18 protein-coding genes are annotated in these 15,913 nt (G+C 69.5%); 15 read left to right on the top strand and 3 right to left on the bottom strand.

The genetic code is table 11. The features are described 5' to 3' along the window. Positions 1-29: 29 nt before the first annotated feature. Entirely contained in the window at positions 30-434 is a 405-nt protein-coding gene (locus VEW47_02570) for a polymer-forming cytoskeletal protein (GenBank protein HYS04053.1), read from the top strand. Between the two features lie 16 nt (positions 435-450). After that, positions 451-696: a hypothetical protein gene (locus tag VEW47_02565; protein HYS04052.1), complete on the top strand. Its 246-nt coding sequence runs from the start codon at positions 451-453 to the stop codon at positions 694-696. On the opposite strand, the gene VEW47_02560 is transcribed toward VEW47_02565, so the two are convergent. Continuing rightward, on the bottom strand, positions 677-1,918 hold the full coding sequence (locus VEW47_02560; protein ID HYS04051.1) for an NAD(P)/FAD-dependent oxidoreductase: 1,242 nt from the start codon (positions 1,916-1,918) through the stop codon (positions 677-679). The genes VEW47_02565 and VEW47_02560 overlap by 20 nt on opposite strands. A gap of 30 nt (positions 1,919-1,948) precedes the next feature. Here VEW47_02560 and VEW47_02555 point away from each other — a divergent pair, with 30 nt between their 5' ends. The 5 genes from VEW47_02555 to VEW47_02535 are packed head-to-tail and all read left to right on the top strand — an operon-like array spanning position 1,949 to position 5,183. Beyond that, the gene (locus VEW47_02555; GenBank protein ID HYS04050.1) at positions 1,949-2,128 is read left to right on the top strand and encodes a hypothetical protein; all 180 of its coding nucleotides are present in this window, start codon (positions 1,949-1,951) and stop codon (positions 2,126-2,128) included. Continuing rightward, the gene (locus VEW47_02550; protein ID HYS04049.1) at positions 2,125-2,847 is read left to right on the top strand and encodes a response regulator; all 723 of its coding nucleotides are present in this window, start codon (positions 2,125-2,127) and stop codon (positions 2,845-2,847) included. Before VEW47_02555 ends, VEW47_02550 begins: the two co-directional genes overlap by 4 nt. A gap of 44 nt (positions 2,848-2,891) precedes the next feature. Further along, complete coding sequence (locus VEW47_02545; protein HYS04048.1) at positions 2,892-3,494, top strand: RNA polymerase sigma factor; 603 nt, start codon at positions 2,892-2,894, stop codon at positions 3,492-3,494. Then, the gene (locus VEW47_02540) at positions 3,491-4,336 is read left to right on the top strand and encodes a hypothetical protein (GenBank protein HYS04047.1); all 846 of its coding nucleotides are present in this window, start codon (positions 3,491-3,493) and stop codon (positions 4,334-4,336) included. Before VEW47_02545 ends, VEW47_02540 begins: the two co-directional genes overlap by 4 nt. Next, entirely contained in the window at positions 4,326-5,183 is an 858-nt protein-coding gene (locus tag VEW47_02535) for a hypothetical protein (protein HYS04046.1), read from the top strand. The genes VEW47_02540 and VEW47_02535 overlap by 11 nt, the downstream gene beginning before the upstream one ends. A gap of 15 nt (positions 5,184-5,198) precedes the next feature. Here VEW47_02535 and VEW47_02530 read toward each other — a convergent pair whose 3' ends face one another. Then, positions 5,199-7,469 carry a tetratricopeptide repeat protein gene (locus tag VEW47_02530; GenBank protein ID HYS04045.1) on the bottom strand — a complete coding sequence of 757 codons (2,271 nt, stop codon included), beginning with the start codon at positions 7,467-7,469 and terminating at the stop codon, positions 5,199-5,201. 183 nt (positions 7,470-7,652) lie between these two features. Between VEW47_02530 and VEW47_02525 the strand changes: the two genes are divergently transcribed. The 4 genes from VEW47_02525 (at position 7,653) to VEW47_02510 (ending at position 10,469) form a co-directional block, all read left to right on the top strand. Continuing rightward, positions 7,653-7,898 carry a hypothetical protein gene (locus VEW47_02525; protein HYS04044.1) on the top strand — a complete coding sequence of 82 codons (246 nt, stop codon included), beginning with the start codon at positions 7,653-7,655 and terminating at the stop codon, positions 7,896-7,898. After that, positions 7,891-8,925, top strand: coding sequence for a hypothetical protein (locus VEW47_02520; GenBank protein HYS04043.1), 1,035 nt, complete (start codon positions 7,891-7,893; stop codon positions 8,923-8,925). Before VEW47_02525 ends, VEW47_02520 begins: the two co-directional genes overlap by 8 nt. Positions 8,926-9,079: 154 nt before the next feature. After that, positions 9,080-9,898, top strand: coding sequence for a hypothetical protein (locus tag VEW47_02515; GenBank protein ID HYS04042.1), 819 nt, complete (start codon positions 9,080-9,082; stop codon positions 9,896-9,898). Continuing rightward, positions 9,816-10,469: an AAA family ATPase gene (locus VEW47_02510; GenBank protein HYS04041.1), complete on the top strand. Its 654-nt coding sequence runs from the start codon at positions 9,816-9,818 to the stop codon at positions 10,467-10,469. The genes VEW47_02515 and VEW47_02510 overlap by 83 nt, the downstream gene beginning before the upstream one ends. On the opposite strand, the gene VEW47_02505 is transcribed toward VEW47_02510, so the two are convergent. Further along, entirely contained in the window at positions 10,466-11,146 is a 681-nt protein-coding gene (locus VEW47_02505; GenBank protein ID HYS04040.1) for a rhomboid family intramembrane serine protease, read from the bottom strand. The two genes, VEW47_02510 and VEW47_02505, sit on opposite strands and share 4 nt — an antisense overlap. Positions 11,147-11,328: 182 nt before the next feature. On the opposite strand from VEW47_02505, the gene dxs reads away from it, so the two are divergent. The 4 genes from dxs to VEW47_02485 all read left to right on the top strand — a co-directional run. Further along, on the top strand, positions 11,329-13,284 hold the full coding sequence (gene dxs, locus VEW47_02500; protein HYS04039.1) for a 1-deoxy-D-xylulose-5-phosphate synthase: 1,956 nt from the start codon (positions 11,329-11,331) through the stop codon (positions 13,282-13,284). Then, the gene (locus VEW47_02495) at positions 13,281-14,795 is read left to right on the top strand and encodes a leucyl aminopeptidase (protein ID HYS04038.1); all 1,515 of its coding nucleotides are present in this window, start codon (positions 13,281-13,283) and stop codon (positions 14,793-14,795) included. The genes dxs and VEW47_02495 overlap by 4 nt, the downstream gene beginning before the upstream one ends. A 34-nt stretch (positions 14,796-14,829) precedes the next feature. Continuing rightward, the gene (locus VEW47_02490; protein HYS04037.1) at positions 14,830-15,366 is read left to right on the top strand and encodes a molybdenum cofactor biosynthesis protein B; all 537 of its coding nucleotides are present in this window, start codon (positions 14,830-14,832) and stop codon (positions 15,364-15,366) included. After that, the coding region (locus VEW47_02485) for an FAD-binding oxidoreductase (protein HYS04036.1) at positions 15,350-15,913 on the top strand (564 nt) is incomplete at its 3' end. The genes VEW47_02490 and VEW47_02485, both read left to right, overlap by 17 nt.

Below are 15,913 nucleotides of genomic sequence, written 5' to 3'. Positions count from 1 at the left end.
ATATCATCGCACTCCCGCGGGGGAAGCGATTGCCCCTCTTCAAGGACACAAGGACAGAGCAGGAACTGCCGGAGACCGACGGTCTCACGCTGATCGATCGGGACGTCACGCTCGTCGGTGAAATCGTCTCCGAGGAGAACATCCGGCTGCGCGGCCACATCGAGGGGAACGTCGTGACCTCGGGGTCGGTCGTCATCGAGCCGCACGGCTCCGTGCGCGGCGACATCACCGCGGAGAACCTGATCGTGGAAGGGTCGATCGACGGGCGGGTCGTGGTGGCGCGGAAGTTCGAGCTCCGGCCGACGGGCCGGATGCGGGGCGACATCCGCGCCTCGATCGTGGCCATCGCCGAGGAGGCGTTCCTGCAGGGGAAGGTCATGGCCACCGAGAAGATCTCGACCAACACGCGCGCGCGGCGGGTCGACCGCGGATGAGGGCGGACCGTCCGCAGTGACGTCCACGACATCCCGGCGGGCGCCTCTCATCATCTTTCTTGTAGTTGGCGGGACGCTGGCCGTCCTCCTCGTCGTCTACACCATCCTGCACCATCCGCCCCGGCTCCCGGCCGACGCCGATCACCGGACATCCCGGCAGCCGGCCGACTGCCTCGAATGCCACGGTCCGGGCAAGAAGAGCCCGCGCGGACCGAACCACCCGCCGGCCCAGAACCAGTGCTTCAACTGTCACGACGCCTGAGGGGCGCCGTCACCGCGCGGCGGACGAGTTGCGCCGCGACCAGGGGGACGTTGAGCAACAGGCGGCGTTTCAGGGTCCTGTACGTCTGCCGCCCGGAGATGACGTCGGACAGGACGCGCGCGATGGCGGGGCTGGCGGCGGCGAGGAACACCAGTCGCTCGATGAAGCGCGCGTCGAAGAAGCCGTTTCCGTGCGCCGCCGCCCAGGACAGCTCCCGGGCCCCCTGATCGGCCCAGGCGTCTGTGTACTGCTCCGGCTGTCCGCGGCACAGCGCCTCCGCCAGGAGATCGCCCGAGATCATCGCGTAATAGATTCCCTCGCGCGTGAGCGGGTCGACCAGACGCGCGGCGTCGCCGATCAGCGCCCATCCATCCCCCTGCAGCCGCTCGCTGCCCGGGTCCTGCGGCGCCCCGGGGATGAGGGCGGCGTAGCGCTCGGCGGCCTCGACGGCCGCGGCCGGATAGCGACTCTTCAGGAAATCGTCCATCAGTCCCCTGAGCCCGGAAACAGGCAGCGCGCCGAGCGTGGCGCAGATCCCCGCCGACGAGTGATCCGGCCGCGGGAAGACCCAGAGGTAGCCGTGCAGACGATCGTAGAACTTGAGGGTGACGAATTCCTCGGAGACGTCCGGCAGGTAATAGCCGATCCCCTGCGACACGTCGGCGCCGGAGGTGGAGAGGAGGAGGCGCCGGCGGGCCGCCCCCGCGGCGCCGTCCGCCGCGACGATGAAATCAAACGGGCCGAAGGGGTCCGCCTCGCCTCCGCCCGCCGCGGCCGCGCGCACGTCCCACGCACCCCGGTCGTTCCGAAACGACACGACACGCGCCCGGACGACGCGCGCGCCGGCGGTGGCGGCGCGCGACAGCATGAAGGAGTGCAGGGCACCGCGGCTGAAGACGTAAAGAGGGTGCTCCAGGGGGAACCGTGCCTCGCGCCCGGACGGCGCGACGACCAGGCATTCGCGAACCGCCTTCCCGGCCAGTCCGGTGTCGAGGAGAAACGGGTAGCGCTCCAGGCCCCGGGCCGGGATGCCGCCGCCGCAGGCCTTCTCGAAACGCACCCGCGGCTCGAACACGGTCACATCGACGCCGGCCTCCGCCAGACGCCGGGCGCACTGCGCGCCGCCGGGGCCGCCTCCGATCACGGCGACTCGCTTCCCCTTGTGGTCCCCCACTTCAGCCTCCCCCGGAGTCCCCGCGCTCATGGTAACGGATGGCAGCACCGGAACGCACCTTCCGCTATAGTGGCGGGCGTGACGTACGTAGTCGGCAAGATCCTCGAGATCGCGGCGATGCTGACCCTGGGCGTGGCATTGCTGGTCTACGGCTTCGGGGAGGACAACATGAACTCCGAGCTCGCCTGGCTGCTCCTCGGCAGTCTGATGTTCCTCGCCGGGTACGTGCTGGAGCGCTGCTCGGCGAGGGGGCGGTGAGTGACGAGCGCATCGTCCGCATCCTCCTGGTGGACGACGTCCTGCCGTTCATCGACCTGCAGAGGAACTACCTGAAGCGGACCACCTGCAGGATCCAGACTGCGCGCACCGGTGTCGAGGCGCTGAACCTGTGCCGTCAGGATCCACCCGACCTCGTCTTCCTGGACGCGGAGATGCCGGAGATGGACGGCATCGCGGCCTGCCGGTTCCTCAAGGCCGACCCGCTCCTCGGGCGGATTCCGATCGTGCTCGTCGCCTCCGAGTCCCGCCGCGAGGAGTGCGTGCGCGCCGGCTGCGATGATGTCCTGATCAAGCCGCTCGAGTCGGCCTCCTTCCTCGAGAAGGTGCGACGCTTCGTGCCGCTCCTGGAGCGCCGCGAGGGACGCATCCCGGTGTCCTGCCGGGTCGAATTCAAGGTGAGATCGGCCTCCTACACCGCCTACACTCGCGATCTGAGCACGCACGGCCTGTTCCTCAAGAGCCCGCGGCCGTTCGTCCGCGGGACCCGGCTGCAGATGGTGATCCACCTGCCGTCACGCCGGCTCGAGGGACGCCTGGAGAAACCGGCGCCCGTCGCGGCCGAGGGGGAGGTCCGGCGGTCTCTGCGGCCGCAACCGGGGAGCCATCTCCTGCCCGGGATCGGCATCCGCTTCGTGGACCCACCCGCGGAGGTCCTCCGGGTCATCGAAAACTTCATCGCGGCGCGCCGGAAGCGGTAAACCCCGGGACGCCCGCGGCCGTTTGATCCTGTGCGGAGGGGGGTGTGGAGGCTGATGACTTCACCCTCATGGAACAGGTGCGGCGTGGATCACCCGGCGCCTTCGAGACTCTCGTCGAGCGCTATCAGAGACGTCTGTATCGGCTGGCCTGCGGTTACCTCCACAACCACGAGGAGGCCCTCGACGCGGTGCAGGAGGCGTTCGTGAAAATCTACCTGGCCCGCCAGAGCTATCGTCCCAGCGCCCATCCGTTCACCTGGGCGTCGCGCATCCTCGCCAACCGGTGCATCGACCAGATCCGGCACCGGCGGGTCCGCCCGGAGCAGTCCCTCGACGAGGCGCAGGAAACGCGGCCGGGACGGGGACCGCTCCCTCTGTCCTCGTCGGAGGAATCCGCCCAGACGCGCCAGGAGCGTCGCGAGCTCCGGAGCGTGCTGCAGGGGGCGATCGACACGCTGCCGCCGAGACAGCGGGAGATCTTCATGCTGCGCCACTTCGGAGAGATGCGTCTCGAGGAGATAGCCAAGGCTCTCGGCTGCGCCCTGGGGACCGTCAAGTCGTCCCTGCACCGCGCCGCCGCGGCGATCCGCGACCACCTGGCGCGCACCGATCCGGCGTTCCGGTCGCCGAAAGGTGAGTCGTCGTGAGCCCGCGCCGGCCCCCGCGCGCCTGCCGCGCCGCCCGCGTCCGGATGAGCCTCCTCTACTACGGGGCGCTCGTCCCTGCGGACGAGGCCGGCCTCCTGCGCCATCTCGACTCCTGCCGATTCTGCGGGCTGGAGTGGGACGAGTTCCGCGGGTGTCTGGACGCGGCGACCCCGGAGACGGTCTTTCCCCGCGAGACCGAGGTCGACTGGCGCGAGTTCGCGCGTGCCGCCGTCGCCCGGGCGCGCGCCGCCGAGGCCGCCCGGCCCGCAACCGCCGTGGCTGCGGGGTGGGTGGCAGTCCCCGTCCCGGCTCGCTTCGCGCTCTTGGCGGCGGCCGCCCTCGTCGCGGTCCTCCTGTGGAACACGGGGCTGCGGCCGGGAGGCGTGCCTGGGGGAGCGCCGGCATCGCCCGACTCCGGCGTCGGAGGGCCGCCGCTCGTTTCCCTGCTGGAGTCGGCCCACGCGATGCAGGACCGGCTGGCGCGCCGGGGGGCTGCCCGCTATCTGACGGACAGCCGCGCCGTTCTGGTCAACCTGGTCGGGCCGGCCGCCCCGTGCCGCAAGGCCGGCGGCCAATATGACATCACTCTCGAGAAGGAGAAGTCGCGGCAGCTGCTCAGGAGGATGAACCTCTACGAAGGCGGTCTCGGGTCGCTCGAGGACCAGCGGCTGTCCACGCTGGTGCGCCAGCTCGAGTCGGTCCTGATGCAGGTGGCGGCGCTCGACGACTGCGCCTCGGCGCGCCAGATCCACGACCTGCGCGAGCAGATCGAGACGCGGCAGATCCTTCTGCGCATCGACCTGGTCACGCGCGAGATGGAGGGGAGGGCGGATGTCGTCTGACGTCGCCCGCGGTCTCGCGCTCGTGCTGGCGCTCACGTTCCTGGGGGCGGCCGCCGGCGAGGACGAGCTGTTCCGTCAGGTGAAGGTGGACGTGTTCGATCAGGACTGGACGGCGGTGCTGCGCGGCTGCGAGGAGATCCTCGCGAGGTATCCGTCGGGACACTCGACGACCCAGGCGGGCTTCTACCGGGCGCGCGCCCTGAGCCGGATCCCGGGGCGCGAGGCCGACGGCGTCAAGGCCTTCAGGGAGTTCATCGCGGGGCACACCGGCGAGAAGGTGATGGTGGAGCAGGCCTGGGCGGCCCTTTTCTCCGCCGCCTGCGAGCCGCGCTCACCCTCGAGACGTGACTGTTCCGCCGTGCTGAAAGAGGGACTCGGGAACGGCTCGCGCTACGTCTCGACGCTCGCCGCGATCCAGGCCGGAGACACGTCCGACGAGGACCTCCGCCGCCGGTCGCTCCCGGTCCTGAAAAAGGCGTACGACACCCAGACCGACACCGACATCCGCAACGAAATCCTGATCGCCATCCTGAAGATCGATCCGAAGCAGGTGCCCTCGACGGAGACGGAGCGACCGGGCGCGAGGGGTGCGACCCCGAGCCTCATCCGGATGACCGTCTACAACAAGGAGGAGAAGCGTTACGAGCTCAAGGTCAATCTGCCGGTCGCCTTCGCGCGCATGCTCATCGACGCCGTCAACGAGGACCAGAAGAAGGAGATGCAGAACGTGGCGCGGCAGAAGGGGATCAATCTCGACCACATTTTCGAAGCGATCGAGACGGCGGGCGCGGGCAAGCTGCTGGAAGTGGACGACGACAGCTGCCACATCGAGATCTGGATCGAATGAGGCGGAGGCCGGCGATCACCGCTTCTGCGGCCCGCGCTCCTTCCTGCACTCGGGCTCGATCTTCTTGATCAGGTCGAGGATCCCGTCGCGCCGCGCCGTGTCGGTTTCGAGGTCGCGGGCCGCCTCGAGGGCGTCCTGGGCCTCGCACATCTTGCCGAGGGCGTGCTGCGTGTTGGCGATGCGCAGCCGCGCCTGGATGTCCTTGCCGTCGGCGTTGGCCGCCGCCTGGAAGTAGCGCAGCGCCATCTCCTGCAGCCCCTTCTGGAAGAAGGCGTCGCCGAGCCTCAGGAGCACGCGGGGATACTTCGGGTTCTTCATTGCGCAGACGCGAAACGCCTCGATCGCCTCGTCGATCTGGTCCCGACGCAGGAACAGCTCTCCCATCCGGAAATAAGTGTCCGCCTGGTTCGGATTGAGCTCCATGACCTGGCGGTAGTCGTCGAGCGCGGCGTCCACGCGTCCGCGCGTGGTGTCGAGGTTCGCGAGCGCCAGGTAGATGTCGGCGTTGTCCGGCCAGATCTTGAGGGCCGCCCGGTAGTCCGAGTCCGCGAGGTCCCAGTGTCCCTGGGCCTCCTCGGCCGCCGCCCTTCCGAGGTACGCCGCGATGAAATGAGGTGAGCGCCTGAGGGTCTCGCCGAACTCGCGCACGGACTGATCGTAGAGACCCAGACGCAGGCTGGCGCTGCCCGCCAGCACGCGCGGCAGGTGGTCGGGCGAGCGCAGGACGGGAGCGCGCCCGAAGGCCTGCAGCGCCGCCGCGTACCGTCCCGCGTAGAACGCCCCCTGCCCCTCCAGCGTCGCCATCGAGGCGCGGGCGCGATCGACCACGAAGAATCCGAGCACCGCGGCGGCCGCGATCCAGGCGAGACCGGCCGCGGCGGCGAGACGCCTGCCGCGCCCCGCGCCGGCCGCACGCTCGCGCGGAACCAGCAGACCGAGAGGACGCGGCACGGCGCCGGCGCTTCGGAGTGAGACCTGCACGATCCCGGCGAGCACCCAGAAGAGAATCGACGGGGTGGCCTCCTGGTAAGGCGCCCCCAGGAAGGCGATCCCCGCCAGTGCCCCGAGCCCGGCGAGGGCCGCCACGCCGACGTTGTCCCAGGGTGGCTCCGCCCGGGCCGCGGCGAGGAGGGCCTGGAGAAGCAGCACGAGGACGAGGAGCGCGAACGCCAGACCGCCCAGGAGACCGGTCTCGGCCGTCATCTCCAGGAATGCGTTCCCCGGATGGATCGCCTGGTGGCTGAGAGAAAAGGGAGAGTTCGGCGAGGCCGTCCAGGCGACCTCCAGGAAGGCATGCCGGAATCCGCCCGGCCCTGCCCCGAGAGGATGATGCAGGATGAGTACGAAGGTGTCGCGGACGGCCGCGGCCCTGTCGGCGGCCGGGTTGCCGGTCGTCGGGGACAGAAGGGACGTGCCCTGGAGCGGCTCGAGCGGCTTCGCCGACGGATACAGGAAGGCCAGGCGGGATACCGAGACAACGACCAGAACGACGATCCCCGCGATCAGGAGGGCGCGCAAACCGGCCCCGCCCAGATCGGGGGCCAGATCTGTCCAGCGGCCGCCGTGTCCCGCGGCCTGGACGATGCGGCCCACGACGACGAGCAGCAGGGCGGCGGCCGCCAGCCACCAGCCCTCGGGCCTGCCGATGAACAGGAGCGCCGAAGCGACGAGCCCGAGCAGGCCGCCGCAGGCCTGGCGCCAGGCGCTCGCGGACAGCGCCGCCGCGCCGATCCCGAGCGGCAGAGCCAGGATCAGGAACTGGCACGCCAGACCCGGATCGCCCAGCGTCGATCCGCCACGATTCGGCGGGAGGATGTCGTTCAGCCACCCGCCGGCCGAGGCGGGTATGAATACTTGAAGCAGCGACGCAAGCGCCACGATGGACGCGGCGAGCAGCGTGGTGCGCAGAAGAAGAGACACGCTCCGGACGTCGCGCACGAAGCGCACCGTCCCGAGGAAGAGGCCGAGCCCTACCGTCAGGTCGAGCAGGCCCCAGAGGGCCAGACCACGGTTGGCGGCGACGACACAGGCCGCCGCGGCCGAGACGAGGAAGACGAGGAGAAGGGTCCGCACCGGCGCGACCAGCCGCGGCCGATCTTCGGGGGCCGGCGCGAGGAAGGCCAGCCCCCAGAGCAGAAGTGCGACCAGCAGCATCAGCGACCGCTTCACGAAGGCGAACGGGTCGGCGAGGCTGGAGCTGTACGCGAGGGGGACCAGCAAGAGAGCGGCCGCCAGGAGCCACACCCCGGCGCGCTCGAAGAATGGCCTGTCCAAGGACTTCAGCATGCGGACATGACGCCGGGGATCCAATCGAAAGCCGCTCTGGGCAAGGACGAGCCGAGAGCGGCGGGCGCAGAACGTCGCATGCTAACACAGCGTTTCCGGATCATCAACCGCGGGAGGGAGGAGCGGGATTGGCGCCTCTCCCGTTGACCGTTTTCCACGGGCGCGTCTATGATGGTCCGAGCCGTGGACGAAACCGTGTCCGTCGTCGTGTACCGAACCTGGAGCGACCTCGAAGCCCAGCTCGTCAAGGGCATCCTGGAGCTCTACGGCATCCCCGTCGGCCTCGCGACCGACATCAGCCATCTCCTGTATCCGTTCACGGTGGACGGCCTCGGTGAGACGCGCGTCCTCGTGCCTCTCGAAGCGGAGAGCGAGGCGCAGACCATCCTGGCCGGTCACCGGTCGAAGACGGGGCGTCTCGATGCCTGAGCGGGTCGAGGCGCGCGCCCCGACTCGCATCGACCTCGGGGGCGGCACCGTCGATCTGTGGCCGCTGTACCTGCTGCACGACGATCCGCTCACCGTCAATACCGCCATCGATCTCTATGCCCGCGCCACGGTCGAATCCACCCGCGACGGGTCGGTCGAGCTGGTCTCCATCGACCGTGACCGGAGGGCGCGGTTCGCCTCCGTGGCGCACCTGCGCGCGGCGCTGAAAGAGGCGCCATCCGAGCTCGAGTTCCCGATGCGTCTCGCCTCCCATTTCCTCGAGCAGGCGCAGGCGCGCGAGGCGTCATGCCGGATCACGACCGACTGCCGGGCCCCCGCCGGGTCCGGCCTCGGAGGCTCGTCGACGCTCGGCATCGCCCTGGCCGCCGCCCTCGATCGCCATACCTCCCGCGGTCTCGGCGGCGACGCGCTGCTGCAGCTCACCCGCTCCATCGAGACGCAGGTGCTGAGGATCCCGACGGGGGAGCAGGACTACCACCCGGCCCGCCACGGCGGCACGCTCGCCCTCCACTACACCGTCGAGGGGACCCGGGTGGAGCGCCTGGCCGTGGACGGCGCGGCACTGGGGCAGAGGACCGTCCTGGTGTTCACCGGCGTGTCGAGGGCCTCCGGCGTCTCGAACTGGGACATGCTGAAGAGGCACCTCGACGGCGACGCGGATGCGCGGCTGGCGCTCGATCGGATCATCGAAGCCACCCACGCCATGCGCCGGGCCCTCCTGGCGGCCGACTGGGACGCCGCGGGGGAGGCGCTGGGGCGGGAGTGGGAAGCGCGCAAGCGGATGTCGCCGACTGTGACGAACGAGTCGATCGATCGTCTGATCGAGGCGGCGCGCTCCGCCGGGGCGATAGCCGGGAAGGTGTGCGGGGCCGGCGGGGGAGGGTGCGTGGTCCTCTGGGCGAGGGATGGCATGCGGGAGAGGGTCGCCCAGAGCGCCCGGGAGCGGGGGGCCACGATCCTCGAGTGTCATTTTGTGCCCGAAGGCGTCTCGGTCACCGCATCGTAGGCGACGATTTTCATTGCGCCGGGCGTACCCTCACCGTAGACTTCCGTGGGCCGAAGTTTCTTCCCACCGGGGGTTTACTTCGCGCGGGATCCGGAGGACAATGATGGGGTCTCTAAAAACCGGGTTCTGGGTGGGCCGTTACGGAGAGTCGATTATGTCATCCCGTAGACTCCTTCCCTTCGCGATCGTGCTTCTGTGCGCCACAGTCCCCCTGTCGTTCGCCGACCAGGTCGTCTACTTCGTCAACGGCAAGGCGATCATGGTCAAGAGCGTCGAGAAGGGGGAGAAGTTCACCATCCTGGAGATGGAGGGTGGCGGCAAGGTCGGGGTCCCGACCGACCAGATCTCCAAGATAGAGGATTTCGCGATCACGGCACCCCAGGCCATTCCGGCGCAGAGTGCGCCCGCGCCGGCTGCCGTCGCTCCGATCGTGGCGGCCGGGCCCGCCCCCGCCGCCGCTCCGCCCGCGGTCGCGTCGGGGCTTCCAACCGATCCCTCGATGGCGGCGGGACCGGGAATCGGCGGCCGGCCTGCGGGCGGTCCGAATGACAACCTTGCGCACATCAAGCCCCTCGACATCGGCGGGAACAGCGGCGCCGGCCCGATTCAGCGCCCCTATCCCCAGGCCACCGCGGGCCCCGGCGGCAGACCGGGTGGTCCCATGCTCGGAATGGCAGCGCGTCAGAGTCTGGCCGCGGGACGCAGGTTCGGCCGCGGCATCAACGGGGGGGGTGGTCGCGGCGGAAGACCGGGGATGGTCGACGCGGGACGGACCACACCGGCTCCACAGACTCCTCCGGTCGCTCCGCAGCCGCAGGTGACGCAGCCGCCGCCAGCCGATCCGCCTCCCGCCCCCGCGGTCGATCCCGAGGCGGCGCCCGCCCCGCCCGATGATTCCAATGAAGAGCCGTCGGACGCCCCTGCGCCCGAAGAGGGCGACTCATCGGGCAACACACCCGGCAGCGCGCGCTAAGCAGCCGCTCCCCATTCTGGTCGTGGGCCTCACCGGTCCCAATGCCTCGGGCAAGGGAGAGGTCGCGACATTCCTCGCCGCGTCAGGGTTCGATGTCCATTCCTTGTCCGATGCCGTGCGCGAGGAAGCGACCCGCCGCGGACTGGATCACAGCCGCGATAACCTCATCCGCGTCGGTGTCGACCTGCGGTCGGAGCACGGTCCCGGTGCTCTGGCGCTGGGCGTGCTCCCGCGCCTGAAGGGGCGCGCTGTGGTCGACTCGATCCGCAACCCGGGGGAGGTCGAGGTCCTGAGGCGGCTTCCGCGCTTCCTTCTCCTGGGAATCGACGCGCCCCAGGCGCTGCGTTTCGAGCGCTCTCTCCTGCGCGGCCGGCTGGGGGACGGCGCGACCCTGGACGAGTTCGCGCGCAAGGAAGAACGCGAGAACTCCACCACGCCGGCCGGACAGCAGCTCCTGGCGACGCTGGCCCTGGCCGACGTCCTGATCGACAACGACGGCACGATCGCCGACCTGCGGCGGAAGGTGCGGCGGGCGCTGCGCGCCCACGGGCTCGAGACTGCTTCGGTCTAGAAGAGGCTCTGCCGCGGGCGTCTGCGACGGAACGCCGGGATGAGGACGAGCCCGGTCACGAATCCTCCGATGTGCGCCAGCACCGCCACGCCGCCGCCCGCGCTCATCTGTCCGGCATTGACGAGCTGCAGGAGAAACCAGAAGCCCAGCACGATGACCGCAGGGAACGAGACGACACGAACGAAGAAGACGAGGAAGACGAGCGTCAGGACGCGCGCCACCGGGAACATCACGAGGTAGGCCCCCAGGACGCCCGAGATGGCCCCGCTCGCGCCGATCATCGGGATCTTCGAGTGCGGCGCCGCCGCCACCTGCGTGAGTGAGGCGATCAGGCCGCACCCTAGATAGAAGAGAACGAAGCGGCCGTGACCCATGACGTCCTCGATGTTGTTCCCGAAGATCCACAGATACAGCATGTTCAGCGCGACGTGCAGGATACCGCCGTGCAGGAACATCGCCGTCAGCAGCGTCACGCCGGCGCGGCCGAGCCGCCCCGGATCGTGCAGGAGCGCCTCGGTCAGCAGGGCGGGTGTGAGTCCCAGCCCGGCGATCAGGCTCTTGGAAGCCTCCGGCGGGAGCAGCAGCTGGTAGACGAACACGGCGGTGTTTGCGAGAATGAGGACGACCGTCACGAAGGGAACGCTGCGTGTCGGGTTGTCGTCCTTGAGGGGGATCACGCGGAGGCTCCGCCGGGCCGCGCACTATAGCACAGGGCCGCGGGACGCCCACGACCGCTCCGGCCTCCCGGGGAGCCGGTTCTTGACCGGCCCGGTCCCGGGGTCTATGATTACCGGCCATGTGACTGCAGTGACAGCGACTTCCCTGAGATTTGCCGACCTACCCGAGAGCGAGGAGCGCGATGTCTGAAGCCCTGACAGACAAGATGAGCGTTCCGGCCGTGCGCGGCGTGCAGAAGGAAGAGGCCAGGTCGGGGGCGATCCTGCCCTTCGTCAATTCGCCCGCCGACCTCAAGAAGCTGAGCCTCCCGGAGCTCGAGCGGCTCGCCGCCGAGCTGCGGGAGTACGTCGTGGAGGTCGTCTCCAAGACCGGCGGGCATCTCGCCCCCAGCCTGGGAGCGATCGAGCTCACCATCGCCCTGCACTACTGTTTCGAGGCCCCGCGCGACAAGATAGTCTGGGACGTCGGTCATCAGGCGTACGGTCACAAGGTCCTCACCGGCCGTCGGGACAGGCTTCCGACCATCAGGCAGTACAAGGGGCTGTCCGGCTTCGTCAGCCCGACCGAGTCGCCGTACGACGCGTTCGGCGTGGCGCACGCCAGCACGTCGATCGCGGCGGCCATGGGAATGGTCGTGGCACGCGACAGCGCCGGCGAGGATCACCACGTCGTCACGGTGACCGGGGACGGCGCCATGACGGGAGGTCTGGCCTACGAGGGGCTCAACAACGCCGGACACTCGAAGCGGGACATCCTCGTGATCCTGAACGACAACGAGATGTCGATCTCGCCGAACGTCGGGGCGATCTCCACCTACCTGACGAGCATCACCTCGAGCAAGTACTACAACCGGCTCAAAGAGGAAGTGCGCGACATCCTCAAGAAAGTGCCGCTCGGCGTCCCCGCCGGTGAGCTGGCGAAGCGCATGGAGCGATCGCTCAAGGAAGTGGTGGTGCCCGGAGGATTGTTCCAGGCGCTGGGGTTCCAGTATTACGGGCCGATGGACGGGCACAATCTTCAAGAGTTGATCTCGGTGCTGACGAACCTGAAGGCGGTCAAGGGGCCGCGTCTCCTGCACGTCATCACGAAGAAAGGCAAGGGGCTGCCTTACGCCGAGGCCAACTCGTGCGTCTACCACGGCGTCACCGCCTTCGATCCGGCATCCGGGACGCTGGCCGCCTCGGGCAAGGCGGCCGCCCCCGATTACGGCAAGGTGTTCGGCGAGGCGATGTCGCGGCTGGCCACGGACAACGACAGGGTCGTCGCGATCACGGCGGCGATGGCCGACGGCACCGGTCTGGTGAAATTCGGAGAGAAGCACCCGTCGCGCTTCTTCGACGTCGGCATCGCGGAGGCGTACGGCGTGACCTTCGCCGCGGGTCTGGCGATCTCGGGGATGCGGCCGGTCGCGGCGATCTACTCCACCTTCCTGCAGCGCGCCTACGACCAGATCATCCACGACGTCGGGGTGCAGTCCCTCCCGGTCACGTTCTGCCTGGATCGCGCCGGCCTGGTCGGGGCCGACGGCCCGACGCACCACGGCGTGTTCGACCTGACCTACCTGCGCGCCGTGCCGAACTTCGTGATCGCCGCTCCCAAGGACGGCGACGAGCTGTGCGATCTCCTGAAGACGGCTGTCGACCAGGAGGTGTACCCGTTCGCCATCCGCTACCCCAAGCGCCCCAGCCGCCGGTTTACGCCCGAGCGTCCCTTCAGGACCATCCCGATCGGGACCTGGGAGGTGCTGCACGAAGGTCGCGACGCCTGTCTCCTGGCGGTCGGCTCGATGGTGGAGACGGCCGAGACCGTGCGGCAGAAGCTTTTGGAGGAGGATCTCGACGTCGCGGTCGTGAACTGCCGGTTCGTCAAGCCGCTCGACGGCGCGCTCCTGAGAGACGTCGCGGCGCGCTACCCGGTCCTGGTGACCCTCGAAGAGAATACGCTTCGCGGCGGCTTCGGCGACGGAGTGCACGAGCAGCTCCACGAGTCGGGCGTGACCCCGGGGGCGCTGCACCACGTCGGCCTGCCCGATCGGTTCGTCATGCACGGTTCGATGCCCCAGCTCCTCGACGAAGTGGGTCTCTCCGCCCAGGCGCTGGTCCCGCGTGTCCGGGCCTTCGTGAAGGGACGGGCGTGAGCGGCCCGCCGCGCATCGAATCCAGGAAGGGCGATCTCGCGGGCCTCACCGCCGACATCGGCATCGTCTACAAGTTCAAGGGGGACGCGGTTCTCCCGGGCCCGGTCGATCGCTCCCTGGCGCAGCGTCTCCTGGAAGTCGCCAAGGAGGATCACTTCGAAGGCGCGGCCGGCCGCCACCTCCTCTGGCACGCCCCACCGGGAGATGGACTGAGGTGCAGGAGATACGTCCTGCTCGGCCTCGGGGCGAAGGACGATCTGACCCTGCTGCGCTACCGGCGCTACCTCGGGGACGCGTTCCTGGAGTGCGACCGGCTGGGCGCCGCGAGCGTCGCGCTTCCCCTTTTGCAGGCCGGCGCCTCGCCGTTCCCGGCGCGCGAGGCGGCGGTGGCCCTGTGCGAAGGGATCCTGCTGGGGACCTACCGGTTCGATCGGTACCGGTCCGAGGCGCGCACCGGGCACAAATACCTGCGCGAGGTGCAGGTGGCCGCGGGGGACGGGCCGCTCCGGGAGGTGTCCGACGGGATCTCGTTCGGCGAGACGACGTCGAGCGCCACCAACTTCGCCCGCGATCTGGTGAACGAGCCGGCCGGCGAGCTGTTCCCCGAAAAAATGGCGGAGATCGCCAGACAGGTGGCCGACGAGTCGAAGATCGGCATCAAGGTCTTCGAACCGGAGGAGATGCGCCGCCTGGGGATGGGAGGGATCCTCGGCGTCGGGCAGGGCTCGAAGAGGGCGCCGCGCCTGATCCAGCTCGAGTACAAACCGGAAGAGAGGGCGGTCCGCAAGATCGCCCTCATCGGCAAGGGCCTGACGTTCGATTCGGGCGGGCTGTCCCTCAAGACCTCGGAAGGGATGGAAACGATGAAGTGCGACATGGCCGGCTCCGCGACGGTGCTCGCGACGCTCAAGATCCTGCCCGAGCTGGCGCCGCGGACCGAGGTGATCGGCCTCATGGGGATGGCGGAGAACATGCCGGGGGGAGGCGCCCTCCGGCCGGGCGACATCCTCAAGATCATGAACGGCAAGACGGTCGAGGTGCGCAACACAGACGCCGAGGGACGGCTGGTCCTTGCCGACGCCCTGTCGTACGCATCGACCCTGCCCGACCTCGAGGAGGCGATCGACCTGGCCACCCTGACGGGGGCCTGCGTCGTGGCGCTCGGTCCGATGGCGGCCGGGGTCCTCGGGAACGATCGGGGCATGGTCGACGACATCCTGGCCGCCGCCTCCAGGGCCGGCGAGCCGATGTGGCCGCTGCCGCTCTACGAGGAGTACCTGGAGCACATCAAGAGCGACATCGCCGATATCAAGAACACGGGGATCCGCTGGGGCGGCGCCATCACGGCGGGGCTCTTCCTGAGTCAATTCGTGCGACGCGGGCTGCGCTGGGCGCACCTGGACATCGCCGGCCCGGCCTTCGGGGACAAGGAGTACTCGTACATGAAGAAGGGCGGGTCGGGTGTCGGCGTGCGCACCTTGACCCGCTATCTCCTGGGGCTCGCGGACTGACCGCTCTTCCCGGTGCGATGCCTTCGAGGAGACGATGGGCCACCGCGAGCACCGCCTGCAAGGCCCGGCCTCCGTGCCCTGCGCCGTTCTTACCGTCAGCGACACGCGCCATGAATCGACCGATGCGAGCGGCGCGCTCATCCTCCGGACGCTGCGCGGTGCGGGCCACGCGGTCGTCGATTACCGGATTCTGAAAGACGATCCGCGCCGCATCGTCTCGCACCTCCGGGCGCTGGCGAAACGTGCGCGGGCGCGGGTCGTCCTCCTGACCGGCGGCACCGGCGTCGGCGTCCGGGACTCGACCTTCGAGGCGGTCTCGGGTCTTCTCGACAAGCGGCTCGACGGCTTCGGCGAGATCTTCAGGGCCCTGAGCTATCGCGAGATCGGGTCGGCGGCGATGCTGAGCCGCGCGGTGGCCGGCACCTATCGCGGAATGGTGCTGTTCTCGATGCCGGGATCGGAAGCCGCCGTGCGCCTGGCGATGACGAAGCTGATCCTGCCGGAGCTCCCGCACGTCGCCGGCCTGGTCGGGAAGGAAACGCGCCGGTCTCGAAATGTCCACGCTCGTTGATGCGGAACGGCCGCGGCCGGCGCTCGAGGCCGCCGGGGTCGCGGAGGACCTGCGCCGCAGGGTCGAAGGCGAGGTCCTCTTCGACTCCGTGCACCGCACCCTGTACAGCACGGCGGCGTGCATCTACCAGGTGATGCCTCTCGGCGCCGTCGTGCCCCGACACGAGGACGACGTCCTGGCCGTCCTGGAGTACGCCCGCCGGAACCGCATTTCCGTGACGGCGCGCGGGGGAGGCTCGGGTCTGGCCGGCCAGACGCTGGGCCGGGGCATCGTCCTCGACTTCTCGAAGCACTTCCAGCGGATCACGGACATCGATGCGGCGCGCGGCACGGTGCGCGTCCAGCCCGGAGTCGTCCAGGCGCGCCTCAACCGGACGCTGAGACGCCACGGGATGCGCTTCGCCCCGGACCCCTCCTCGTCCGCCTGGTGCACTCTCGGCGGGATGCTGGCGAACAACGCGGGCGGCTCGCACACGATCAGGCACGGCGCCACCAGGGAGAACACCGTGTCGGTGCGCGCGGCGATTGCCGACGGCGCGGTGATCGAC

Source organism: Candidatus Dormiibacterota bacterium (genome assembly GCA_035635555.1).
Lineage (GTDB): Bacteria > Acidobacteriota > Polarisedimenticolia > Gp22-AA2 > Gp22-AA2 > Gp22-AA3.
This window is presented reverse-complemented; position numbering and strand designations above follow the sequence as displayed.

Coding starts and splice junctions, on each gene's coding strand:
- VEW47_02535 (HYS04046.1), top strand. CDS start 4,326: ATGTCGTCTGACGTCGCCCGCGGTCTCGCGCTCGTGCTGGCGCTCACG.
- VEW47_02530 (HYS04045.1), bottom strand. CDS start 7,469: ATGCTGAAGTCCTTGGACAGGCCATTCTTCGAGCGCGCCGGGGTGTGG.
- VEW47_02520 (HYS04043.1), top strand. CDS start 7,891: ATGCCTGAGCGGGTCGAGGCGCGCGCCCCGACTCGCATCGACCTCGGG.
- VEW47_02515 (HYS04042.1), top strand. CDS start 9,080: ATGTCATCCCGTAGACTCCTTCCCTTCGCGATCGTGCTTCTGTGCGCC.
- VEW47_02510 (HYS04041.1), top strand. CDS start 9,816: ATGATTCCAATGAAGAGCCGTCGGACGCCCCTGCGCCCGAAGAGGGCG.
- dxs (HYS04039.1), top strand. CDS start 11,329: ATGTCTGAAGCCCTGACAGACAAGATGAGCGTTCCGGCCGTGCGCGGC.
- VEW47_02490 (HYS04037.1), top strand. CDS start 14,830: ATGGGCCACCGCGAGCACCGCCTGCAAGGCCCGGCCTCCGTGCCCTGC.